19 protein-coding genes are annotated in these 21618 nt (G+C 63.4%); 9 read left to right on the top strand and 10 right to left on the bottom strand.

The annotated features are described in order from the left end of the window. Nucleotides 1-128: 128 nt before the first annotated feature. Nucleotides 129-827, top strand: coding sequence for a PEP-CTERM sorting domain-containing protein (locus IPV69_RS08770; protein ID WP_206294705.1), 699 nt, complete (start codon nt 129-131; stop codon nt 825-827). A 111-nt stretch (nt 828-938) separates the two neighbouring features. Here the strand turns inward: IPV69_RS08770 and IPV69_RS27905 are convergent, their stop codons facing one another. The 5 genes from IPV69_RS27905 to metF all read right to left on the bottom strand — a co-directional run bounded on the left by IPV69_RS27905 (nt 939) and on the right by metF (nt 6507). Next, entirely contained in the window at nt 939-1244 is a 306-nt protein-coding gene (locus tag IPV69_RS27905) for a YqcC family protein (protein WP_390884386.1), read from the bottom strand. A 227-nt stretch (nt 1245-1471) separates the two neighbouring features. Further along, entirely contained in the window at nt 1472-2713 is a 1242-nt protein-coding gene (locus IPV69_RS08775) for an aminotransferase class I/II-fold pyridoxal phosphate-dependent enzyme (protein ID WP_206294706.1), read from the bottom strand. 152 nt (nt 2714-2865) lie between these two features. Next, entirely contained in the window at nt 2866-4290 is a 1425-nt protein-coding gene (locus IPV69_RS08780; RefSeq protein WP_206294707.1) for a peptidylprolyl isomerase, read from the bottom strand. Nucleotides 4291-4507: 217 nt separating this feature from the next. After that, entirely contained in the window at nt 4508-5281 is a 774-nt protein-coding gene (locus IPV69_RS08785) for a 3-keto-disaccharide hydrolase (protein ID WP_206294708.1), read from the bottom strand. Nucleotides 5282-5631: 350 nt separating this feature from the next. Continuing rightward, nucleotides 5632-6507: a methylenetetrahydrofolate reductase [NAD(P)H] gene (metF, locus tag IPV69_RS08790; RefSeq protein WP_206294709.1), complete on the bottom strand. Its 876-nt coding sequence runs from the start codon at nt 6505-6507 to the stop codon at nt 5632-5634. A 389-nt stretch (nt 6508-6896) separates the two neighbouring features. Here metF and IPV69_RS08795 point away from each other — a divergent pair, with 389 nt between their 5' ends. Next, on the top strand, nt 6897-7712 hold the full coding sequence (locus tag IPV69_RS08795; protein ID WP_206294711.1) for a DUF4142 domain-containing protein: 816 nt from the start codon (nt 6897-6899) through the stop codon (nt 7710-7712). A gap of 136 nt (nt 7713-7848) precedes the next feature. Here the strand turns inward: IPV69_RS08795 and IPV69_RS08800 are convergent, their stop codons facing one another. Both IPV69_RS08800 and IPV69_RS08805 read right to left on the bottom strand, forming a co-directional pair. Further along, on the bottom strand, nt 7849-8547 hold the full coding sequence (locus tag IPV69_RS08800) for a hypothetical protein (RefSeq protein ID WP_206294712.1): 699 nt from the start codon (nt 8545-8547) through the stop codon (nt 7849-7851). 112 nt (nt 8548-8659) lie between these two features. Continuing rightward, the gene (locus tag IPV69_RS08805; protein WP_206294713.1) at nt 8660-9502 is read right to left on the bottom strand and encodes a prephenate dehydrogenase; all 843 of its coding nucleotides are present in this window, start codon (nt 9500-9502) and stop codon (nt 8660-8662) included. Nucleotides 9503-9891: 389 nt separating this feature from the next. Here IPV69_RS08805 and IPV69_RS08810 point away from each other — a divergent pair, with 389 nt between their 5' ends. Together IPV69_RS08810 and IPV69_RS08815 are read left to right on the top strand one after the other, a co-directional pair. Further along, entirely contained in the window at nt 9892-10974 is a 1083-nt protein-coding gene (locus IPV69_RS08810; RefSeq protein WP_206294714.1) for an acetyl-CoA carboxylase carboxyltransferase subunit alpha, read from the top strand. Between the two features lie 308 nt (nt 10975-11282). Continuing rightward, nucleotides 11283-12209, top strand: a complete 927-nt coding sequence (locus IPV69_RS08815; RefSeq protein WP_206294715.1) for a calcium-binding protein — start codon at nt 11283-11285, stop codon at nt 12207-12209. Between the two features lie 36 nt (nt 12210-12245). Here the strand turns inward: IPV69_RS08815 and IPV69_RS08820 are convergent, their stop codons facing one another. The 3 genes from IPV69_RS08820 to IPV69_RS08830 all read right to left on the bottom strand — a co-directional run bounded on the left by IPV69_RS08820 (nt 12246) and on the right by IPV69_RS08830 (nt 16543). Continuing rightward, entirely contained in the window at nt 12246-13718 is a 1473-nt protein-coding gene (locus tag IPV69_RS08820) for an arylsulfatase (protein ID WP_206294716.1), read from the bottom strand. 138 nt (nt 13719-13856) lie between these two features. After that, on the bottom strand, nt 13857-14732 hold the full coding sequence (locus tag IPV69_RS08825; protein ID WP_206294717.1) for a sugar phosphate isomerase/epimerase family protein: 876 nt from the start codon (nt 14730-14732) through the stop codon (nt 13857-13859). Nucleotides 14733-15064: 332 nt separating this feature from the next. Continuing rightward, nucleotides 15065-16543 (bottom strand): EF-hand domain-containing protein, encoded by a 1479-nt coding sequence (locus IPV69_RS08830; RefSeq protein ID WP_206294718.1) that lies wholly within the window; start codon nt 16541-16543, stop codon nt 15065-15067. A gap of 364 nt (nt 16544-16907) precedes the next feature. On the opposite strand from IPV69_RS08830, the gene IPV69_RS08835 reads away from it, so the two are divergent. The 5 genes from IPV69_RS08835 to IPV69_RS08855 all read left to right on the top strand — a co-directional run bounded on the left by IPV69_RS08835 (nt 16908) and on the right by IPV69_RS08855 (nt 21614). Then, nucleotides 16908-18563 (top strand): NfeD family protein, encoded by a 1656-nt coding sequence (locus tag IPV69_RS08835; protein WP_206294719.1) that lies wholly within the window; start codon nt 16908-16910, stop codon nt 18561-18563. Between the two features lie 100 nt (nt 18564-18663). Then, entirely contained in the window at nt 18664-19131 is a 468-nt protein-coding gene (locus IPV69_RS08840) for an NfeD family protein (RefSeq protein ID WP_206294721.1), read from the top strand. A gap of 168 nt (nt 19132-19299) precedes the next feature. Further along, on the top strand, nt 19300-20319 hold the full coding sequence (gene floA / locus IPV69_RS08845; protein WP_206294722.1) for a flotillin-like protein FloA: 1020 nt from the start codon (nt 19300-19302) through the stop codon (nt 20317-20319). A gap of 87 nt (nt 20320-20406) precedes the next feature. Further along, complete coding sequence (locus tag IPV69_RS08850; protein WP_206294723.1) at nt 20407-20817, top strand: hypothetical protein; 411 nt, start codon at nt 20407-20409, stop codon at nt 20815-20817. Beyond that, complete coding sequence (locus tag IPV69_RS08855) at nt 20814-21614, top strand: hypothetical protein (RefSeq protein WP_206294724.1); 801 nt, start codon at nt 20814-20816, stop codon at nt 21612-21614. Before IPV69_RS08850 ends, IPV69_RS08855 begins: the two co-directional genes overlap by 4 nt. Nucleotides 21615-21618: the final 4 nt, after the last annotated feature.

The raw sequence follows: 21618 nt of genomic DNA on the forward strand, positions 1-21618 counted from the left end.
AACATTGCATTGCGTTACGTCAATATAAACAATATGCTCTATCCGGTTCCTGCGAATCGAGAGGTCTGTTACTGTATCTCCTCGACAAAAAAGCGCACGGAATCGACCATCTCGGGTGCGGAGAAAAAATGCGATTCAAGATAACGTGCGGCATCGCGGCGATCGTGGGCTTGGCCCTTCCGATGTCCTCCCATGGTGCCCTCGTCAGCTGGGGTACCCCACAGTCGATCCCCAACGTCAATTCGGTGATCGCCAGCGCCGGCGTCACAGGGCTTGACGGGGTAGATTTCGGGGACTCTGCAAGCGGATCGACCGTCGTCAACAACGGTTCTGTCAACGTCAACTTCACGCGCATGGGATTTGGTACGGGATCGACGGCTCTCGGCAATGGCATCAGCATTACGAGCAGCGGTTGGACATTGGATGACCCCAATTCCTTAAACTCGATCTTAATCACTTCATTTGGGCCCGTTCTCGATACCAAAATGGGCACGAGTAACACCTCGGCCAGCGTTACCCTGTCGGGTCTGACCATCGGCACGCCGTATCAGGTGCAGATCTTCTCGTCGTCCGCGACTGCCGATTCCTTCGATACCATGACCGTCTCCGGAAGTGCGGCTTTCGGTACTCATGCAGCCGGTGCTGGCAAGACCATTCAAGGGACATTCACCGCCAACGCGACGACTCAGGCACTCAGCTTCACCGCCTCGGGCGGCGATACGCCTGCCATCAACGCCCTCACGATCGGCACCGTTCCGGAACCGTCCTCGGCGATTTTCGGTGGACTGGGTGTTGTTGGCCTGGTGTTGGGTCGCCGACGAAAATAAGATCAAATCCACGGTTGTACCCGCATCCCTGCTGGTCGATGCGGCTCCACCAGTGGCTAGCGTCGGCCGCCCTTTCGGGGCGGTTTTGGGGTCGGCGTCGCCAGTGGCGGCCTAGCTGCTTTCGCCTTCGATCAGTTCATCAAAGTCTTGAAGCAGTTTCAGCAGTCCCTGCGCTTCCGGCACGTGGGAGTGGTAATCGTATTGCCGCATCGCCATGAGGCCGACCTGGCTATGGATTGGCAAGTGGTCGCTCCGGGCGGCCGCCCGTGCGTTGGGGAGGAAGACGCATTGGAGCCACAGCTCGAACGACGGCGCGTCCATGAACGAGCGGACTTCCCCAGCCTCGACGGCTTCCTGGAAATCGGGGGGGGACGTCGGACCAGTAGCCGATCCGCCGCAACTCCGCCTCGATCGCATCCAACTGCGACAGCGCGGCGATGCATTTCTCCGGAAGGTTTGGGCGTTCGGATGGCATAGGGGGGTCAATACTACGGCCACTGAGAAAAGTCCCGACGCACGCGTCCTCGGGCTTCAAGACCGGTCGCAAAGAACATGCCCACGGATCCCGTCGGGGTCGGCAGAGCCGGCCCCGATTGACCCGTGGGCATCGATTTCAGTCCGTCATGCGGTGCTGCAACGTTCCTCTACGCCGCCCCGGCCGTCTGCTTCTTTTCCTTCTTCGGCGGGCGCGGGTTCAGGGCGCGTTCGAGGTTGCGCATCGCCTGCTTGAGGCGGTGTTCGTTCTCGACCAGCGCGATGCGGACCCAGCCTTCGCCCTGTTCGCCGAAGGCGCGGCCGGGGGCCAGGGCAACCTCGGCGTCGTCCATCATGCGGAGGCAGAAGTCGATCGAATCCTCGTTCTTCTTGTAGTGCGCGGGGTTGATCTTCGCCCACACGAACATGCTCGCCATGGGCTTGGTGTACTCCCAGCCGAGCTTGTCGAGGCCGGCGCAGACGACGTCGCGGCGCTCCTGGTACATCTTGCTCTGGATGGCGGGCGTTTCCTTGCACTCGCGCATCGCGATGACGCTGGCGATCTGGATCGGGGCGAAGTGGCCGTAGTCGTAGTAGCCCTTGATGGTCGCGAGCGCCTTGATCATCTCCTTGTTGCCGCAGCAGAAGCCGACGCGCCAGCCGGCCATGTTGTAGCTCTTGGACATGGTCGTGAACTCGACGCCGATCTCCTTCGAGCCGGCGGCGGCCAGGAAGCTGGGCGCCTTGTAGCCGTCGAAGTTGATTTCGCCGTACGCGAAGTCGGAGATAATCATCACGCCATGCCGGCGGCACATTTCGATCGCCTTGTCCCAGAACCAGGGTTCGATCGTGATGCTGGTCGGGTTGTGCGGGTAGTTGAGGATCAGCAGCTTGGGCTTGGGGTAGATCTCGACGAAGACCTTTTCGATCCGGTCGAGGAAGGCCTGGTCGTTGCCCAGCGGCACGCGGATGACATTGGCACCGGCCATCGCCGGGGCGTAAATGTGAATCGGGAAGGCGGGGTCGCCGACGACGATGGTGTCGCCGGGTCCGAGCATCGCGAGGCACAGGTGGCTGAAGCCTTCCTTGGAGCCGATGGTGGCGATGACTTCGGTCTCGGGGTCGAGTTCGACGCCGTACTTCTGCTTGTACTTCTTGGCGACTTCCTTGCGAATGCCGGCGATGCCGTTGCTGACCGAGTAGCGGTGGTTGCGGGGGTCGATCGCGGCTTCCTTGAGCTTGTCGACGACGACATCGGGGGTGGGGTCGGTCGGGTTGCCCATGCCCAGGTCGATGATGTCGACGCCGGCCACCCGCTTCTCGTACTTCATCTTGTTGATGCGGCCGAAAAGGTAAGGGGGAAGACGCTGAATACGGGGAGAGACGTCAATCTGAAACGGTTTGGTGCTCATGGTGGTTGTGTTGTTTGGATTGGAAGGCCGAACGCCCCGGCAATCAAGGGGCGGAAGGAATAGGAAGGAAGAGGTATGAATGCGGAATGCGGAATCATGCCTGGCTCTTCAGCATTCAGCATTCCGCATTCCGCACTTGATGAAGCTGCCCGTCACTTCGGGGAGCCCACCGGCCGCGTGGAGGGGCCGGCGGGCTTGGTCGCGGTCGCCGGCGGTGCGGCGGGTGCGGCTGCCGGCGGCGCTACGGGGACAGTTGTCGGGGCGGTTGCCGGGCCGTCGCCGAAGCTGGGCGCGGGACCGGCCTTGGGGCCGATCTGGCCGGGCGTTGCGCCGTCGGTGGCCCGGGTGGCTGCGCCGTTGGTCTTGGCGCGGTCCTTCTCCATGTCGGCCTTGGCCTTGTCGGCGGCGGCCTGCTGGTCTTCGAAGGACTTGATCTTCTGCTTGAACTGCCGTTCCAGCTCGGGATCGTTAATCTTCATCGCCGTGCGCGCGACCTGGCCGATATCGGCCCGGATACGGGTGACGACCGCCTGGGTAACACGTTCGGTCAAATCACGCCGCAGGCCGGGCGCGACATCCTCAAACTTCACCACCCTGGGCTGAATGCGGTGCTCGGCCTTGATGATGTGGTAGCTGCCTTCCCATTCGACAACGTCCGACACCTGGCCGTCCTTGAGGGAAAACGCGACGTCCTTGAAGTTCTGCGGCAGTCGTGCGTCTTCGCGGCCGAAGGGAGGCAGTTCTCCGCCCAGGGCCGCCGTGGTCGGATTGGTGCTCAGATCGCGGGCGACCTGCTCGAACGGCTGCCCCTCCTTCAGACGGCGCAGGACCTCGGTCGTGTCCTGAGGCCGCTTGAGCTGGATGTGCCTGGCCTTGATCTGCTCGTTAAACCGGATCGCGAACTCCCGGCGGACGTCCTCTTCCTTGATCTGGTTGGCGACCTGCGGCTCGGCAACCTTGCGCAGGTAGACGTTGGTCGTCAGCACCAGGTCCAGCTCGGACGGCGAAATCCGCTGCTGTTCGAGAAACTGCTTGAGGAGCAGATCGCGATCGGACAGCTTCTGCTTCTCGAGCTGCTCGACTTTTTCGGTTTTCTTGGCACTTTTGGCGGCGGCGATCATCGTGTCCAGCCGCTCGTCGTTCTCGCTGAAGAGCTTGGTCAGCGTGGCGTCCCGCTCGGCGGAGATGTCGGCCTCGGTGACGCGAATGCCCGCGCGCTCCGCCAGCCCCTTGGCCAGTTCCAACTGCACCACCACCAGCAGCATGTTCAGGCCGTGGGCTTCAATGAGCGGCTTGAGGACCTGATCCATCGTCACGTGACGCTGAAACCGGCCGTCACTGATCGTGGCGACAATGCGATCGGAAGCGTAGGGCGAGGGGGCGGCGGCGACATCGGTCGGCGAGCCGGCGGCATCGGCACCCTTGCCCGTGGGGGCACCGTTAGCGGTCAGCGACAGTGGCTTCTCGCCGGGCGGCGGAGGGGGCGATACCGACGGGGACGCACAGCCGGCCATTGCGGCCAGAACCAGACACCATCGCACAGGCGAAGCCTCCGACCGGCCGACACGTTTGTTCAAGGGAAACTCCATGGAAAACATCCGCCTGCTGCCCCAAAATCGGGCAAAGCCCTTCAGTATCGAAGGGGTCTGGAAAGGTGTCAAGCCAAGTTTGGGAAGTGTAGGCGACTCAAACCCGCAAAATCATGGCATGGGCATGTACCCGTGCCCGTGCGGACTCGCGCGGCCAATCGGACGCCTGGAACACGGGCATGAGTACATGCCCATGCCACAAGCGCTACTTCCCCGCTTCCAGCTTCCGCACCTTGACCGACTTGATCCCCGACGTCGTCTGCCACGACGCCAGTCCCAGCGGCGTGGACTGATCGATGTCGCCGCGAATGCTCACCTTCTTGTCCTTGATGCTGACGTTGACCACTTCCTTGGCGTCGATCCAGGCGGTGATGTTCTCGGGCTCTACACGCACCTTGAACGTGTAGAACTTCCCCTTCTCGAACTTTTCGTAAACCGTCGTCTCGTTGTGGGCGGCGTCTTCGTCGTCGAGGCTGGAAATGCCGACCACCGCCCCGCCCCACCCGCCGGTGACCAGCGTGGCGAACGTGTCGTTGACGGGGAAGGTAATCCCGCAGAAGAAGTCGACGCCGTCGATTCGCTTGGCGACGACTTCGATCTCGTAGTTGGTCTTGGGGAGGGCTTCGCCCTTCCAGGTGACGCCGGTCAGGCCTTCGCCGGAGGGGAGGATGATCAGGCCGTCTTCGACCGCCGGGTCGCCTTTACCGGCGTAGTCGGCGACCTTCCAGTGGGTGAGGGTCTTGCCGTCGAAAAGGTCTTTCCACGCTGCGGCGGCTTCGGTCTTCTGCGTGGCCGGGGCGGCGGCCGAGGGCTTGGTGGCCGCACCCGCTGCCGGCTTGGTGGCCGGGGCAGTCGTCGGCGCGGCGCAACAGTCGTGACAACAATCGGCGGACCCGTCCTTGGTCGAACACCCGGCGGCAAAGCCGAGCGACAGCAACAGAGCGAACCCGGCGCGAGAAGCGGTCTTGGCGATTGGCATGGCGGTTCCTTTGCGAAGTGTACGAAGGCGCGACGACCCGTAGCAGTCTAACCGTGCGGGGTCGGCGTTCAAAAGGAGACGCGTCGAAGCGACGTCGCGTTGCCCTCTTGGCTTCTGCAATGTCATCGCATCGAGGCCTGAAGGGCCGACGTTCGATAGCCCAGCCCAACGGGCTGGGTTTTCGATGGTGGATTGCGAAAAGCCCTGAAAGGGCGTGGTAAGCGTACGGACTACTTCGGCCCTTCAGGCCTGTTCCGAAGCGTCCGTCGGAAACCCAGCCCGATGGGCTGGGCTATCGAACTGCGGCCCTATGGGCCTGTCATTCCGGGGGCAAGACCCTCTCATCGCGATTACACCGCGCCCGATGCCCGCAGGCGCTTCACGATATCCACCGTCGCCTTGCTCTTGTTCAGCGTGTAGTAGTGCAGCCCGTCGATCCCCTGCTTGAGCAGGTCGGCGCACTGCTGGGTCGCGTAGTCGATGCCGTACTGGTAGACCGCCTCGGGGTCGGCTTCCAGGCTTTCCAGCTTCTGCAAAAGCGGGTGTGGAATCTTCGCACCGCACATGCTCACGAACCGCTTGATCTGCGCGACATTCGTGATCGGCATGATGCCGGCGACGATCGGCACCTTGATACCCATCCGCCTGGCTTCGTCGCGAAAGTGGTAGAAGTCGGCGTTATCGAAGAACAACTGCGTGATGATGACATTCGCGCCGGCGTCCACCTTCTGCTTGAGGTGCTCGAGGTCGCGCGAGCGGTTCAGGCACTGGGGGTGCCCTTCCGGATAGCCGGCGACGCCGATGCAGAAGTTGTGCCGACCGGCGACGTAACCCACCAGTTCGTTGGCGTAGCCGAAGCCGCCTTCGGTCTTGGTGAAGGTCGTCTGCCCCACCTGGGGATCGCCTCGCAGCGCCAGCACATTGCGAATGCCGCCGGCCCAGAGGTCGTCCAGCACCGAGCCGATCTGGTCGGCGGTGTGGCCGACGCAGGTCAAATGGGCCATGGCGCGGATGCCAATGTCGCGCTGAATGCGGACGACCAGGTCGACCGTTTTCTCCCGCGTCGATCCGCCGGCCCCGTAAGTGACCGAGACGTAGCTCGGCTGGAGCGGGCGCAGCTCTTCAATGGTGGCGAAAAGCGATTGGAAGCCCGCATCGGTCTTCGGGGGGAAGAACTCGAACGAGACAATAGGCTTACCGTGGCCGGCGACTTCATCAATCCGCATGGTGTGCGTGGTTATAGGGAACGGCAGGGGCAAAATCCAACGACCCGAGACGTGTGATCCGTCGATCCTTGCGAAACACACAGAAGTCCAACACGCCCGATTCGGCGATCGGTCCATCGGAATGGCGTCTTCGCGACACGCCCGACGACAGATCGGCGTTGAAACGGAAGTTGCATTAAGGATGCGCTTACGTTGCAAGCGTGGTCATCGGACGCTGTCGATCACTCGGCACGTTTCTGCATGAAAAACGGTTCCTCGCGCGGTCGAGGCACTTGGGTTGCGAAGGTACCTGCGTCGTCCAATGACGGCGCGGGTGAAGTGTCGCCATGTGAAGTCGGCAGCCCGAATGACCTAAATCGAGCGACTACAACGGAGCTCGAGGAAACGGAATGACTCGAATGAAGACGTACATTTTGAAAGCAGCGATTGTTTCGGCGTTGGTAACGACGCCACTCCTGGCGCAAAACCAACCGGCGGCACGGGACGCCCAGCCGACGCCGCGCCCCCAGGCCCAGCCGTTACAGCCGGCGGGCGAGAACCCGCAGCAGAACGGTCCGACGGGCGAACGGTCCCCCACCCCCGCTGACCGCGCCGCCGAGGATCGCGGCGCCGATCGCAACGCGTCGAGCCGTATGGATCCGAAGGTGATGTCGCAGGAGTTCGTCCGGCACGCCTCCAGTGCGAACCAGTTTGAAATCGAGCTGGGTCAACTGGCGCAGGAACGCGCCCAGCGGGCTGAAGTGAAGGCATTTGCCCGTGATCTGGTCGCGGCGCATCAGAAAGCGCAGCAGTCGCTGGAACAGGCCGCCAAGACCAGCAACCTGGACGTCTCCAAGGAACTCACCCCGGTGCACCAGGCCAAGCTGACCATGTTCCGTGCCAAGCGTGGCGCGGAGTTCGACAAGGCGTACACCTACGGCATGGTCGGCGGACATTCCGAAGCCGCGCTCTGGTACCGCGACGGCGCCAATGAACTTCAGGATCCCGCCGTGAAGCAGTACGCCGCCGCAACACTGCCGGCGATCCGCGAGCATCTGCAGACGGCCAAGCAGTTGGCCGGCGACGACAGTGCCGCGATGCCAGCAAGCAGCGTGCAGAAGGGTCAGTCACGGCAGGAAGGGAAGACTCCCGGCCGCCGTGACGGTGACGCGGTTGTCCCGAGCCGTACCGACGGCACGCCGACCGAATCGCCAAAGAAGGACTGATCCGATCCAAGGGCGCCCTGTAAAGAGCGTCTTCGCGGGACCACTACTTAGTTAGGACGCCACGACATCTCACGATGTCGTGGCGTTCTTCATTGCTGCGTGAACTTTCATATCGGTGGTACGCCCAGGTCAGGCGTTACCGCGAGTCAAGTATTGTCCAGATCTGATCCTGATACGGATTGGCCGCCGTCGAGGGAGACGTGGGGCAAGCCTTCAAAGGCGTTTCAAACGAAGCCCGCGAGACCCATGACCCCGAGAAATCGCCGTAAAGCACGTTGACGCCCTCCCGATGCCGCAGATCGACCCGCTGCGGCGTGGCGGTGAGATCGGCGAGAATCGCCTTGGTGCCGAACGAAGCCAGCGTCGGCATGAAGCCGCCGACCAGGTGCACCTCGTCGACGATCTGATGGTCCGGGCGAAAGGCATAGCCGGCAAAAACGTTTCGAGTGGGCTCGGCTTTTGGGGGCCATGGGTTCAGTTCCGAACCGAGGTTCGACTGCGGATCCTCGTTCGACGGACAGAAGAACGCCTGCGGCGGGTCCATCTTTTTGTTCATATAAAGCACGCCGAAGAGGCAGAACTTCTGCGCGGTCCCCGAGTAAACCATGCTGTTGAACTGCTTGAAGCCGGCCCGGTAGCCGATCGGAACCCGGCCGGCGTTGTTCTGCCCGTACATCTGCACGACCTGGCCGACCTGCCGCAAGTTGGACAGGCAGACGGCCCGGCGGCCGGACTCGCGAGCCCGTCCCAGTACCGGCAGGAGCAAGCCCAGCAGTACCGCGACGATCCCGACGACCACAAGTAGTTCGACCAACGCCAGGCCACGGTTTCGCATCGTCCGGCGATACTATCCGGAGCCGTCACGACTCGACGACGTCAAAACCGGGCAGGATTCGCACCGCAGGCGGCAGGCCGCGATAAATGGCGAGACATTGCGCCAAGGGCATTCACGGCTTAAGCGCGGCCTGGCGGCGCTCGGCGGCGCGATCGAGCCAGTCCCGCAGCGCCTCCGAACTTTCCGGCGTCAGCAGTCGCTCCAGATCATCGAGCGACGTCCGCAGCCGGCCGATCGCCGCCGCCAGGTTCTGCCGGTTGTCCAGGAAGATGTCGCGCCAAAGCCCCCCGTCGCCGCCGGCGATCCGCGTCGCATCGAGAAACCCCTTGCCGACGAGATCCAACGCGGCGTCTTCCTGCATCGTCACCAGTGCCGCCGCGATTGCATGAGGCAGATGGCTGACATCGCAGATCAGCCGGTCGTGCTCCGCCGGCGAGCACCGCTTGAGCCGCATCCCCAGCCCGCGCCAGAAACCTTCCACAGCTTCGAGTGCCTCGCGATCGGTCGCGTCCGTGGGTGTCGTGATACAGACGGCGTTGCGAAACAGATCGCTCTGCGCGAACTGCACGCCACGCTTCTCGCTGCCAGCCATCGGATGACTGCCGACGAACCGAATGCCGGGGTGGCGTTCCTCGGAAAGTCGAACGATGGATGCCTTGGTGCTGCCGACGTCGGTGACGACCGCCCGATCGGCAAGAAAAGGCGCGATCCGGTCGAGCATCTCGCCCAGCAGGCTGACAGGTGTGCAAAGAACGACCAGGTCGGCGTCGCGAACCGCGGCGGCGGGATCGTCGTACCCTTCGTCGATAGCGCCTAGCGCCAGCGCGGCATCCAGGGTGGCCCGCCGATGGCCATAACCAATTACACGGCAGTCGCTTGCGACCGATTTGACGGCCAGTCCGAGCGACCCGCCGAGCAGGCCGACCCCAAGAACGCTTAAGCGCTTCGGTTGCATGAGCCCGATAATACAGGAGGTTGAAAGCTCCCGCGACACGGTCGTCCCGGCTTGACCGCCGGGAACCCGGGGTTGACGACAGGGACCTGCTTGCTTGATGCCGAGGCCTCTGTTGTCTAGGCTATCGCCCCATTGGATGGTCGAACCAACTATCCGGGGCTCCTGTGATTCCATCCGCATCGCCGCCAAGGGTGGCCGTGCGGATATGAGCAAGATCCTTAAGGTGTGGTTAGCCTCGGGTAAACAAGCAGACGGGTCTCGACTCGTTTGAATGTTCCCGGACGTGACAGGCTGACCACCGGCGCGAGATGACCGGACGGACGTTACGTCCGGACGATCACGCCGAAGTCCAAGGCGGCTGTTCGATTTGAAACAGCCGACGATCCACCATGACACAAACGCTTTCGTCGTTGGATTCCAGCACCGCGGCCGGTTCGGCGGGTGCCACGCACACCAACGGTCAGGTCGCCGCCAACGGCAAACCCGTCCTGCGGCACGTCCTGGGTTTCGAGACCCCCATCGCCAAGCTCGAACAGCAGATCGTCGAGCTCGAAGCGATGCAGGCGTCGAAGCAGACGGACTACTCGAAGGAGATCCGTCAGCTCCGCGAGAACTACACGTCGCTGCTCCGCAAGACTTACGAAAACTTGTCGCCCTGGGAAACGGTGCAGGTCGCCCGTCATCCCCAGCGGCCGCTGTTCAAGGATTATGTCGAGATCGTCTGCCGCGAGTTCCGTGAACTGCACGGCGACCGCCGCTACGGCGACGACCCGGCGATCATGTGCGGCTTGGCCCGCATGGCCGGCCACAAAGTGATGCTGATCGGCCATCACAAGGGCCGCGACACGAAGGAAAAGGTCCGCTGTTCGTTCGGCCTGGCCCACCCCGAAGGCTACCGCAAGGCACTTCGCTGCATGAAACTCGCCGAGAAGTTCGGCCTGCCGGTCGTCTGCCTGATCGACACCGCCGGCGCCTATCCCGGCATCGGTGCCGAAGAGCGCGGACAGGCCGAGAGCATCGCGAAGAACCTGATGGAGATGAGCCGGCTCAAGACGCCGATCGTCGCCGTCATCACCGGTGAAGGCGGCTCCGGCGGCGCGCTGGGTATTGGCGTCGCCGACCGCGTGGCGATGATGGAACACGCTTGGTACTCGGTCATCAGCCCCGAAGGCTGCAGCGGCATTCTGTGGAAGGGCAACGAAAACGCCCCCGATGCCGCCGCCGCACTCAAGCTCACCAGCCGCGACCTCAAGCAGCTCGGCGTGATCGACACGGTCGTGCAGGAGCCGCTCGGCGGCGCCCACCGCGACCCACACACCGCCGCCCGCAACCTCGAACAGTTCCTCGCCAAGACGCTCCGCGAACTGCGGAAGCTCAAGACCGAAAAGCTGCTCGATCAGCGGTACGAGAAGTTCCGCAACCTGGGGCAGTTTGTCGAAACCGGCGGCCGCAGCGCCAAAGCCGCAGGGTAGCAGCGTAGGGTCCGCCTCGGCGGACGCGTCGCGCCCGTTCGCCGTGGAAGCCGCCGATCGCTTCGCGGTTTCGCGCCGTGTTGACGTCGAAGTACAACCATCGGGGGGGGGGAAATCGTACCTATCCGAGAAAACCGCGAGAGGTATACACAGACCCTTCGCGAAACCGCGAAGCGAGCGGCGACAGCCACGGCGATTGAGGGACAACAGGTGTCCAACGTCAACCGCGTCCGCCAAGGCGGACCCTACATTTGATCGCTTTGACCTAGCGTCAGCTCATTGTTTCACGACCAGGGAGGGAGTCTCACATGTCACCGTTCGAAGCGCTTGAAGACCGTCGATTGATGTCTGTCTCGCTGGAGCCAACCACCCGCGTGCTGACGCTGGTCGGCGGGTATATCCATGCCGAGGTCGTGAAGGGCAGCCTGAAGGTGGCGGTCACTGATGCCGGCTCGACGAAGACCGCAACCTTCCTCGCCTCGAAGATCAAGCGGCTTGTCGCCATCAACGACTCCACCGGGTCGTTCAACGACACGATCATCAAACCGAGCGTGTTCATCCCTGCCGAGATCTTCGCCCCACTCACTCCAGATTCCACCACGCAGGGCGGCAGTGGCGCAGACACCATTCACGTGCGAGGACTGAACTCGGTGGTTCACGGCGGCGCCGGCGGCGACACGTTCCGTCTCTACGACGCGCCCGGCTCCCTCCCGGATGATCCGACCTCTGATGGATCGGCCATCTACGGGGAGGGCGGCAACGATCGCATCATCGTCCTCGGGGGCGCACCCCAGGAGAACGGCTATGACGGCGGCACAGGCAATGACCTGATCGACTACTCCAGCGGCCTGTCCGGCCTGCTCTTGCGCAACGGCGGATTGAGTGGGAACTACGAGCTCGACGAAGCCAGCCAGCCCTTCGTGCTTGGCAGCTTCGGCGCTGACACGCTGTCGGGCATCGAGTCTTTCGTCGGCACGCAGGGCGACGACTACCTCTACGGCAACCAGCGCGGCAATACCATCGATGGCCAATCAGGTAACGACCAGATTCGCGGCGGCGGCGGAAACGACACTCTGATCGGCGGTCCCGGCCGTGATGCCCTTTTCGGCGACGCCGGAAACGACCGCCTGTTCGCCCGCGACGGCGAGATTGATTTCCTGTCCGGCGGAACCGGTGTAGATGACGCCCGCCGAGACGCTTCGGACGTGCTGGCCAGTATTGAGCGCACGCGGTAAGAGGCGTCGCTACCGCCGCGTCCGCCAAGGCGGACCCTACTTTCCGAACTGTTTCCAGTAGAGTTCCTTGAACGTATTCACCGCCGGCCCCTTGCCTTCGTGCTCTTCGTTCACCATCAGCGGCAGCGTTTCCGCCCACCACTTGTCGTAAAACGCCTCCATCTCTTTCACGACCTCGGGGTGATCGGCGATCACGTTCTTTTCCTGGCCGGGGTCGGCTTTGACGTCGAATAGCTCCCAGTTCTTCTGTCCGCCTTTGCCGACGCTGACGAGTTGAAACCGCGTGTTGCGGATACTCATGCCGGCGTACTTGCTATCGGCGGCTTTGCCCTTCTGCCAGCGGCCGACGTGCGTCACCAGCATGCGGTCGGACCAGTCGGCCGACGGGTTCTCAAGCAGCGGCACCAGGCTCCGTCCATTGATTTGCGACCTGGCCTTGTCCGACAGCGGTGCACCGGCGATCTCAGCGATCGTGGGGAAAAAATCGATGTGCGCCGCCAGCGCCGGAACGTCGGCCGGCTTAAGCTGCGCCGGCCAGTGCCAGATGCTGAACGCCCGCGTCCCGCCAAGGTAAGGCGTTCCCTTCTGGCCGCGCATGCCGGCGTTGAACACCTTCGTGCCGGCCGTCCCGCCGTTGTCGTTGATCATGATGACAAGCGTCTCGCGGTCGATCTTCATCTCGGCGAGCCGAGCCATCAACCGGCCGACGTTGTCGTCGATGTTCGAGATCATGCCGAAGTACTTGGCGACATTCGGCGGCACCTTGCCGGTGTACTTCGCTTCGTCTTCCGGCCGGGCATCGAGCGGGGCGTGCGGCGCGTTGGTCGCGATCCACGCGAGGAAGGGCTGCTTCCCGTTGACGCTTTCCACCCATTTCGTCGCCTGCCCGAAGAACACGTCGGTGCAGTAGCCGGTGGTTTTTTCGAACTTGCTGTTGTGAAGGATCGCGGGGTTGAAGTACTTGTTGCCTGGCGCATCGCCGCACGAGCCGGGGTAGCTCTGGCCGATGCCGCCGGCCCCGTGGATGAACATTTCGTCGAAGCCGCGTTTCGTCGGCCAGCGGTCGGGCTCGTCGCCGAGATGCCACTTGCCGAAGATGCCGGTGGTGTAGCCGGCCGCCTTCAGTGTTTCGGCGAGCGTGACCGACTCGGGATTCAGCCGTTCGCGCTCGTTGATGGTGTGGGTGATGCCGTTGCGGAACTCATGCCGACCGGTGAGCAGTGCCGACCGCGTCGGCGCGCACGTCGGGCTGACGTGAAAGTCGCTGAAACGGACGGCTTCGGCATAAAGCTTGTCGATGTTCGGCGTCTTGAGGATCGGGTTGCCCGTCGCGGACAGATCCGCGTACCCCTGGTCATCCGTAATGATGAAGATGATGTTGGGCTTCTTGCCGGCGATATCGGCAAATGCCGGACCGGCGGCGATCAAGGTCACGATCAGTGCGGACAGCAGCTTCAGCATATTCCTCGCCTCGTTGATTGGATTGTTGCAGCCTGATTCTGGTGGCATGGGCAAGCGTACTCGCTTGCCCGTGTGGACGTGGTCCGACGTTCGACACGGGTAACGGCGTACCGTTACCCATGCCACCCGATTCCACCTCCGCGCCGTGACAATCCTGTGGCTTCGTGCGGATATGAACGACCTCGCCTACCTCTTATTCCGCGGCACGCCTGCTTTCTCGAACGCCGCCGACATGGCCTTATACGACGCCGTCGCGGCGGCGATGGCGTCGTAGCCGGGCGCTTTCCAGATCTGACTGCTCACTTCGCAGTTCACGTCGCCGGTGTAGCCGCCGGCGTGGAGCGTCTTGACCACCGTCGCATTATCCGTCTGGCCGGTTTCGCCGGGCAGCTTAAAGACCGCCTTGCCCTTCTCGAAGACGACGTCTTTCACGGCGACGAACGAGGTGTACGGAAGCGACTCTTTCACCGTGCCTTCGATCGTAACCGGCTTGCCGTCGGCATCTTTCAGATCGTCACGCTGGGCGTAGTGCGACCAGTCGTACACCATCGACAGGTACCGCGGCTGGGCAGCGTGATTCAGCAGGCGAATCATCCTGGCCGGGCTGTCGACGGCGTTCATCCGGTGCGGCTTAACCGCCATCGGAACGCCCGCCTGCTTCGCGATGGACGCATAGTCCGACAGCCGACGGGCGAAGGAATCCATGAGGTCGTCGAGCTTGCCCGCCGCGCCACCCATCACGGTCTCCACGATTGGTGGCGATTGGGGCGACAACTGTGCCGACAGCTCGCACACCCGCTTCAGACGTTCGAGGTTGGCCGCGAACGTTTTGTCGTCCACATGGAGCGGCAGGTTCTCCATGAGCGCCACCAGCCGCAGCCCGCTATCGCCGATCGTCGACGCGAGGTCTTTGCGAGCAGCAGGCGAGAGGGACGCCGGGTCGCCGTGGAAATCGGGCAGGCAGCAGAGTTCGACCGCGTCGAAGCCGATCTTGGCGACCGCTTTGACGGCCTCGATCGCGGTCAGGGTCTTCATGCCGTAAGTGCTGAAGCCGAGCGTCATCCCTGCGGGTTTCGAGGGCGTGGCCGCAGACGCCCGAAATACCGGCAATGTTGCAGCGGCTGCGGCCAGGAAGGTTCGACGTGAGAGGCGAGGTGATCTCATATTTGAATCTTGGCTAATCACGCAAACTGAGAGTCTTTCTACACGCCGGGTCTGAGCGGTACTCCGCGAAGACCCGGATTCTTCGACGATTCCGGCATTCTGCGCTGCGACGACACGATTGATTCTTGACGGCAACGACTCGCATATTCCGACTGCCTGGACGAGGTCACGCTCGGAATCCGGGCCATCGCGGAGTACCGCTCAGACCCGGCGTATTTGAAATCGCTCTGTCACCGCTCGCGCGACGCGACCAGCGCGGTGCAAGCCGCCTTCAACTCGGCTTCGTTGAGCAATCCGTCCTTGTCGGCGTCAAAGTGAGCCAACGCGTGTTCGATGTCCTTTTCCTTCGACGGGTCGGCTTTCATCAACTCGGCGCGGGACAGCTTCTGATCCTTGTTCGTATCGTGGCGGGCCATCAGGTCGCGGGCGAGGCTCACACCGGCTTCGGCAGGCTGAACCGGTGCCGGCACGAAATCCATCACGATTGCCCCCATCTCGTCGGTCGTCCCTTCGCCAAAGCGAACGCGTTTGGGCGGATTCGACGGTTGCGATGGGTTCTCGGCCGAGTTGTCGAACGTCCAGACACATTCGACCATCGTCCCCGCCGGCAGGCGGACCGGCGTTTTGCATTGGTAGTAGCCCTGCCAGCGGAAGTCCCAGTCGGCGATCGTCAGCAGGTTGATCTTTTTTCCGCCGGGCAGGGTCGCCGTCGCGGTGCAGGTTCGGCCGATCAGGTGCATGTGGGGGAAGAAGCCGATGACATCGACATCCTGCGTGACCGCCTTCTCGGACCGAAGCGTGAAGTCCTTCTGTCCGGGGGCGATATCGACGTTGCGGTTCATCATGACGAACGGAATCAGCGCGCCCTTCGGCGGTTCGTCGGTCAGATACAGGCCTATCGACGACTGCTCGACCTCCGCCTTGCCGCTGGGGTGCAGGTGAAGTTGCACCAGCAGATCGCACCCCTGAGGCCAAGCCATCGCGTAGCCATCGGGCAGGGGAAGCGGGTCTTTTCCCGGCACCCAGATACCCGGCGAGCCTGGCATGCGGTCGCCGGGGGCATTCAGGCCACTCTTGAAGCCGGGCCCGTGGCCCTTGGGCTCGGCGGCGAGCTTCTTGGCGATCGCTTCCCGCTTCATCGTGCTCAGGACCGCGTGATGAACCACCGTGCGATTACCCGGCCGAAACTCGGCGGCGCGGACGAACTTGCCCTTCGGAATCTCGACGGGGATCACAAACGAGCGGTAGATGTCGGGCCCGTCGGCCGGCACGGCGTAGGGCTCGGGCATGGTCAATACGAGGTCGGGCGGACCGTTGCGCCAGCCATCGGCAAAGACCGGTTGCGGCGGGCTGTCCTTCGGATCGCCTTCCACACACCCGGCGGCGACCCAATCGCTGATAAGCTTGATCTGGCCGTCGGTCAGCCGTCGCTCGCCGACAAAATGCACCTCGCCCGGCGACGCCTTCCAGGGCGGCATTGCCCGCGAAGCCGTCAGGTCCGCCACCTGCGTCGCCCGGCGTTTGACGTCGGCGTACTGAAGAAGCGGAAACGGCGCCGCTTCGCCGGGCCGATGACACGCGGCACAATTGTCGAGGATGATTGGCGCAATGTCGCGGTGGTAGGTGGGCGCGGACACTGCGTGCGTCTGAGCGATCAGAACGAACGCGACCGCGGCAGACAGCAGATGTACGAGTGAGTTGTTCGGCATCCGGCGTCCTTCAGAGTTGGGTCGGGCCTTGGATCGCAGAACATTCTACCACGACGCCGGGGGCTTCATCGCGTCGTAAAGCAGGTGTTCTCGTCCAGTGCGGTAACCGTTCAGTCCGGTTTTCTGGTGGGGCAGGCATTCTTGCCTGCCGCGAGCCCGCGATGCCGGCATTCCTGCCGGCTTGAGCGGGATCGCAGCCGGACTTCGGTGACCGTTGTTTCGCATGACCTCAACCGGGCAAGAATGCCCGGTCGAGGTCATGCGAGGCAGGCAAGAATGCCTGCCCCACCATGAAAGTAGGACTGAACGGTTACCCGGTGCGCCGGAGAAATCCGAAGCCCCAGCGGGGCGATTCAGTCTTCTGTTGTTTGAACTCGCATGGTTCAAAACGTTTGCCACGCTTATAATCCGCCGCTCCGGGCGGACCTACGATATGCTTTACCAACGAGGCGTCATCGTGCAGCAGTACCGCATTCACATTCTCGCGCTTTTCGCCCTGATCGCTTCGGCGGTGGTTCTGAACGCGCGCGGGGAATCGCCTTCCACCCGGCCCGGTACCGCTGTCGCCTTGCCTGATGCGCCGACGCCGGCCGCCGTCATTCACATTAACGGCACCATCGACGACTTCACCGCCAGCCAACTCAAGGTTCGGTTTGGTCGTGCCAAGGCAGACGGCGCGAAGGTGGTCATCCTGTCGATTGAGACGTACGGCGGCCTGGTCACGTCGGGCCTGGACATCTCGCGGTTTCTTAAAAACCAGCAGGATGTAAAGGTGATCGCGTTCGTGAACTCCAAGGCGATCTCGGCCGGGGCGATGATCGCGCTGGCCTGCAACGAGATCGTCATGACGCCCAGCGGCACGCTCGGCGACTGTGCGCCGATTCAGGTCGGCCCCAACGGCGAAGCGGTTTCGATGGAACCTACCGAACGCAGCAAAGCCGAGAGCCCCGTGCTGTCGGATTTCCGCGAAAGCGCGCAGCGTAACGGCTACGACCCCCTGCTGGCCGTCTGCATGGTGTCGCTGCCCTACTCCGCGTATTGGATCGAAAACACGAGCGGCCAGCGCAAGTTCGTCGATGCGAACGACTACAAAACGCTCACCGCCAATGGCGACTGGAAGCCGGTCGCCGGCGAAGCCAACCCCGTTGACGGCCCGGAGACGTTGCTGACGCTTCACACCGAGCAGGCCGTCCGCTATGGCGTGGCCCGCGGCATCGCCACCAGCGCCGACGACCTGGCCCGCCAGGCGAACCTGACGATCGTCGCCCGTTACGAGAACGGCTTCGGCCCGCAACTGATCGCGGTGCTCAGCTCGTCGATCACGCGGACACTGCTCATCGTCATTTTCTTCAATGCGCTGCTCGTCGCCCTCAAAACACCGGGCACCGGCGGGGCCGAGGCGATCGCGCTCATCAGCCTGTCGGTCCTGGTCGGCGTGCCCCTGCTCACCGGCTACGCCGAGTGGGGCGAGATCCTCATGATCATCGCCGGCATCGCATTGATCGCTTTCGAGATCTTCGTCTTCCCCGGGCACTTCGTGTCGCTCATCGTCGGCGGATTGCTCGTGCTGGGCGGATTGATGCTGACCTTCGTCGGCGACGTCTGGCAGATTCCAGGCGGGTGGAGCATGCCCAAGAACTGGGACGCTTTGCAGACTTCGATCCACGTGACCGTGCTCGGACTGGTCTGCAGCGTGGTCCTTGCCAGCCTGCTACGGTCGTACCTGCCGAGCTTGCCCTACTTCAACAAGCTGATCCTGCCGCTACCCGACGGCGTGAAGAGCTCGACGGAAGAGCCCGCCGTCGCGTCCGACGCGGCGGAGACGGACCGCTGGCCATTCGTCGGCACGGTCGGCACGGCCGCGAGCGACCTGAAGCCCGGCGGTTCGGCACGCTTCCCCTATGGCGACGACAGCCGGGTGTCATCGGTGGTGTCGATCGACGGCTACGTGCCGGCGGGTTCGAAGCTGATCGTGCAGGAAGTCAGAGGCAACCAGGTGGTCGTCCGGGCGGTCGGGTAATCGAGACTTTGTGGCATGGGCAAGTATTCTTGCCCGTGTCTGCGATCTCGACCGATCGCACGGGCATGAGTACATGCCCTCGCCACAGAACGAGTATGCCATGGAATCTCTTCTGATCCCCATCATCCTGTTCTCGATCGGAGCGGTCCTGATCGCGCTGGAGCTGTTCCTTCCCGGCGGCGTGCTTGGCGCGTTCGGCGGGCTGGCGATCGTCGCGGGTGTGGTGCTCTGCTTCTTCTACTCCGTCAACGCCGGCGCAGTGGCGATGGTGGCGCTGCTCATCCTCGGTCCGCTGGCCGGCTGGCTCTGGGTGAGCAATGCCCATCGGCTGCCGGGCGCGCGGTCGCTGTTCCTGAGCGGCACCGCCGACAACCGGCCCGCGACCCTGGTCGAGCCCCTTCGCATGGGACAACTGGGCATCGCCACCAGCGAACTGCGCCCCGGCGGGACCTGCGAGTTCGACGGCCAGCGCGTTCCCGCCCACAGCGAAGAAGGCATTGTCCCCGCGGGCTCGACCGTCCGCGTGGTGGCTTTCGAAGACGGACGGGCTACAGTGCGGCCGGCTTAAAGAGACCGATTGAAGGACGAAGATTTAGGAATGAAGACCGCGATTCTTCCTCCAACATTCGCCGGTCGTCCGGTGAACACAGCTCGCGACTGAATCGACAACGAATCGAATCACGCTGAATCCGGCGGGCATTGCCCGCACTACCGCCTTGGGAAAGGAACATTGAACATGCACATTCTCGCTGAAGAAGGGTTCCAGTTCGGAACCGTCGTTGCCGTCTTTGTCGGCATTGTCATCCTCATTTTGCTGGCCGTTCTCGGCCAGTTCATGGGCATTTACATCCGAGCGATGGTCAGCGGAGCGCGAGTCAGCCTGCTCGATCTGCTGGGCATGCGGCTGCGAAAGGTGAACGCCAACGCGATCGTTAACGCCCGCATCCAGGCTCTGCGCGCTGGGCTGAATGTGACCACGCCGGAAATGGAATCGCACGTGCTCGCCGGCGGCGACGTTCAGCGCGTTATCCTGGCGATGATCGCCGCGAACAAGGCCAACATCGAACTGCCCTGGCGTGTGGCGACGGGCATCGACCTGGCCGGGCGTGATATCCTCGACGCCGTCCAGACGAGCGTGAACCCCAAGGTGATCGACGTGCCCAACCCCGCGATGGGCCGCAGCACGATCGACGCCGTGGCCAAGAACGGCATTCAGCTCAAGGTCAAAGCCCGCGTGACGGTGCGGACGAACATCAATCAGCTCGTCGGTGGCGCCACCGAAGAGACGATCATCGCTCGCGTCGGTGAAGGCATCGTGACGAGCATCGGCTCGGCGATCGACCACAGCGACGTGCTGGAAAACCCCGACCACATCTCCAAGGCCGTGCTCGCCAAGGGCCTGGACGCGAACACCGCGTTCACGATCCTGTCGATCGATATCGCCGATATCGATGTCGGTGAGAACATCGGTGCCAAGCTGCAGGCCGACAAGGCCGAGGCCGATAAGAAAACCGCGCAGGCCGAAGCCGAAAAGCGTCGCGCCATGGCCATCGCACAGGAGCAGGAAAACATCGCCGAGCAGGCGAAGAACCGCGCGCTGGTGGTGCTCGCCGAAGCCGAAGTGCCGCGGGCAATGGCCGAGGCCTTCCGCAGCGGCAACCTGGGCATCATGGACTACTACAAGATGAAGAACATGCAGGCCGATACCGGCATGCGCGAGGCAATCGCCAATCCCGGCGACGGCGTAAAGGGTTGATCTCGCGTGGCACGGCCCTTCCGGCCGTGATCCGCTCCGGTGGATCGATAAGCACTCGGGCAAGACGCCCGCGCCACAGGACCAGTCATGTTCGACTTCATCGTCAAGGCGATCGAGAAAGCCACCCGCGAAGCGCTGGAGCGCAACCGCCTGGCCAACGGCGGTCCGCCGCCATTTGACCCGCGATTGCAGGCCGGCGATGTGCCACAGCGAGTTGGCGAGACGTCGCAGCGGGTCGTGTTGCAGGCATCGGAGCCGCCGGCGCGGAAGCCGCCGAGAAAACCGAAGAAGCCGAAATCCCAGAAGCCGGCCAATGCTCCGCCGCCCCTGCGTCAGCGTGTGCAAAGCCAGGCTGCGGCGGCCCGTGGCGATGCGACGCGGCCGGCATCTGCCAGCGCACAGACCATCGCGAATTGGGCGCAGCCTCGGACCCTGCGGGCGCAGTTCATCCTGACCGAGATCCTCAAACCGCCTCTGTCGATGCGGGAGCCACGGTGACTGTGTTGACCCTTGCCGACATCTTCGCCGCCAGTGCCTTGCTGACCGGTTCCGTGCCAGCCGCTTCAGTGTTGGCACGGTCATCGGAGACGGACTACGTCCAGCTCGTGTTCTTTGCGATCGTCGGGGTGATCTGGATCATCAGTGCGATCGTCAAGGCGGCCGGCAAGCAGGGGAAGACGACGCAGCAAACCTGGACGGGAGACGAGTGGCAGCCGGGCAGTCCGGACGGTGCACCACCGGTTTCAGCCCCCCCGCCGACAGTCCCGCCGACGGCGTATGTTCCTCCACCGGCGTACGTCCCCCCGCCGACGCCGGTGACTCGACCGTCGCCACTCTCTACGAAGCAGGAAGCGCCGGCGTTTCGCGGTCAACAGGCGCAGGTCGTTGTCCCCCCGGAATGGCTGGGACAGGCCCGGCCTGCCGTGCAGCCTCCGCCGTTGCAGCCGGCGCCTTATGTCGTGCCGTACGCGCCGCCACCGGTCCCGCAGCAGGCGTATGTTCCGCCGCCCAGGCCCTCCGTCGCCCCGGCCCCGGTTGAATCGGTGTCGGCCGCGCAGCCGGCGTGGGGGAAGGTCGTTACCGGATACGAAACGGCGCGGGCGATCACAGCCGCCCCGGCACAAGCGAAGCAGGCGAAGCAGACACAGCAGCGCGAGGGAAAGGCCGCTTCGACGACACAGCAGCTCGACGCCGCCGCCATCCGCCGGTGGATGACGCCGTCGGTGATGAAGCAGCAGTTCATCCTGACCGAGATGTTTGATCCACCGCCGAGTGCGCGGCCGGAGCGACAATAGCGTC

The sequence above is a fragment of the Humisphaera borealis genome, assembly GCF_015169395.1.
GTDB lineage: Bacteria > Planctomycetota > Phycisphaerae > Tepidisphaerales > Tepidisphaeraceae > Humisphaera > Humisphaera borealis.

Bases quoted from the DNA above. Each gene is read 5' to 3' on its own strand.
- IPV69_RS08810 (WP_206294714.1), top strand. From the start codon at position 9,892: ATGACACAAACGCTTTCGTCGTTGGATTCCAGCACCGCGGCCGGTTCG.
- IPV69_RS27905 (WP_390884386.1), bottom strand. From the start codon at position 1,244: ATGCGATCGAGGCGGAGTTGCGGCGGATCGGCTACTGGTCCGACGTCC.
- IPV69_RS08775 (WP_206294706.1), bottom strand. From the start codon at position 2,713: ATGAGCACCAAACCGTTTCAGATTGACGTCTCTCCCCGTATTCAGCGT.
- IPV69_RS08820 (WP_206294716.1), bottom strand. From the start codon at position 13,718: ATGCCACCAGAATCAGGCTGCAACAATCCAATCAACGAGGCGAGGAAT.
- IPV69_RS08825 (WP_206294717.1), bottom strand. From the start codon at position 14,732: ATGACGCTCGGCTTCAGCACTTACGGCATGAAGACCCTGACCGCGATC.
- IPV69_RS08785 (WP_206294708.1), bottom strand. From the start codon at position 5,281: ATGCCAATCGCCAAGACCGCTTCTCGCGCCGGGTTCGCTCTGTTGCTG.
- IPV69_RS08795 (WP_206294711.1), top strand. From the start codon at position 6,897: ATGACTCGAATGAAGACGTACATTTTGAAAGCAGCGATTGTTTCGGCG.
- metF (WP_206294709.1), bottom strand. From the start codon at position 6,507: ATGCGGATTGATGAAGTCGCCGGCCACGGTAAGCCTATTGTCTCGTTC.
- IPV69_RS08770 (WP_206294705.1), top strand. From the start codon at position 129: ATGCGATTCAAGATAACGTGCGGCATCGCGGCGATCGTGGGCTTGGCC.
- IPV69_RS08840 (WP_206294721.1), top strand. From the start codon at position 18,664: ATGGAATCTCTTCTGATCCCCATCATCCTGTTCTCGATCGGAGCGGTC.
- IPV69_RS08830 (WP_206294718.1), bottom strand. From the start codon at position 16,543: ATGCCGAACAACTCACTCGTACATCTGCTGTCTGCCGCGGTCGCGTTC.
- floA (WP_206294722.1), top strand. From the start codon at position 19,300: ATGCACATTCTCGCTGAAGAAGGGTTCCAGTTCGGAACCGTCGTTGCC.
- IPV69_RS08850 (WP_206294723.1), top strand. From the start codon at position 20,407: ATGTTCGACTTCATCGTCAAGGCGATCGAGAAAGCCACCCGCGAAGCG.
- IPV69_RS08805 (WP_206294713.1), bottom strand. From the start codon at position 9,502: ATGCAACCGAAGCGCTTAAGCGTTCTTGGGGTCGGCCTGCTCGGCGGG.
- IPV69_RS08800 (WP_206294712.1), bottom strand. From the start codon at position 8,547: ATGCGAAACCGTGGCCTGGCGTTGGTCGAACTACTTGTGGTCGTCGGG.
- IPV69_RS08815 (WP_206294715.1), top strand. From the start codon at position 11,283: ATGTCACCGTTCGAAGCGCTTGAAGACCGTCGATTGATGTCTGTCTCG.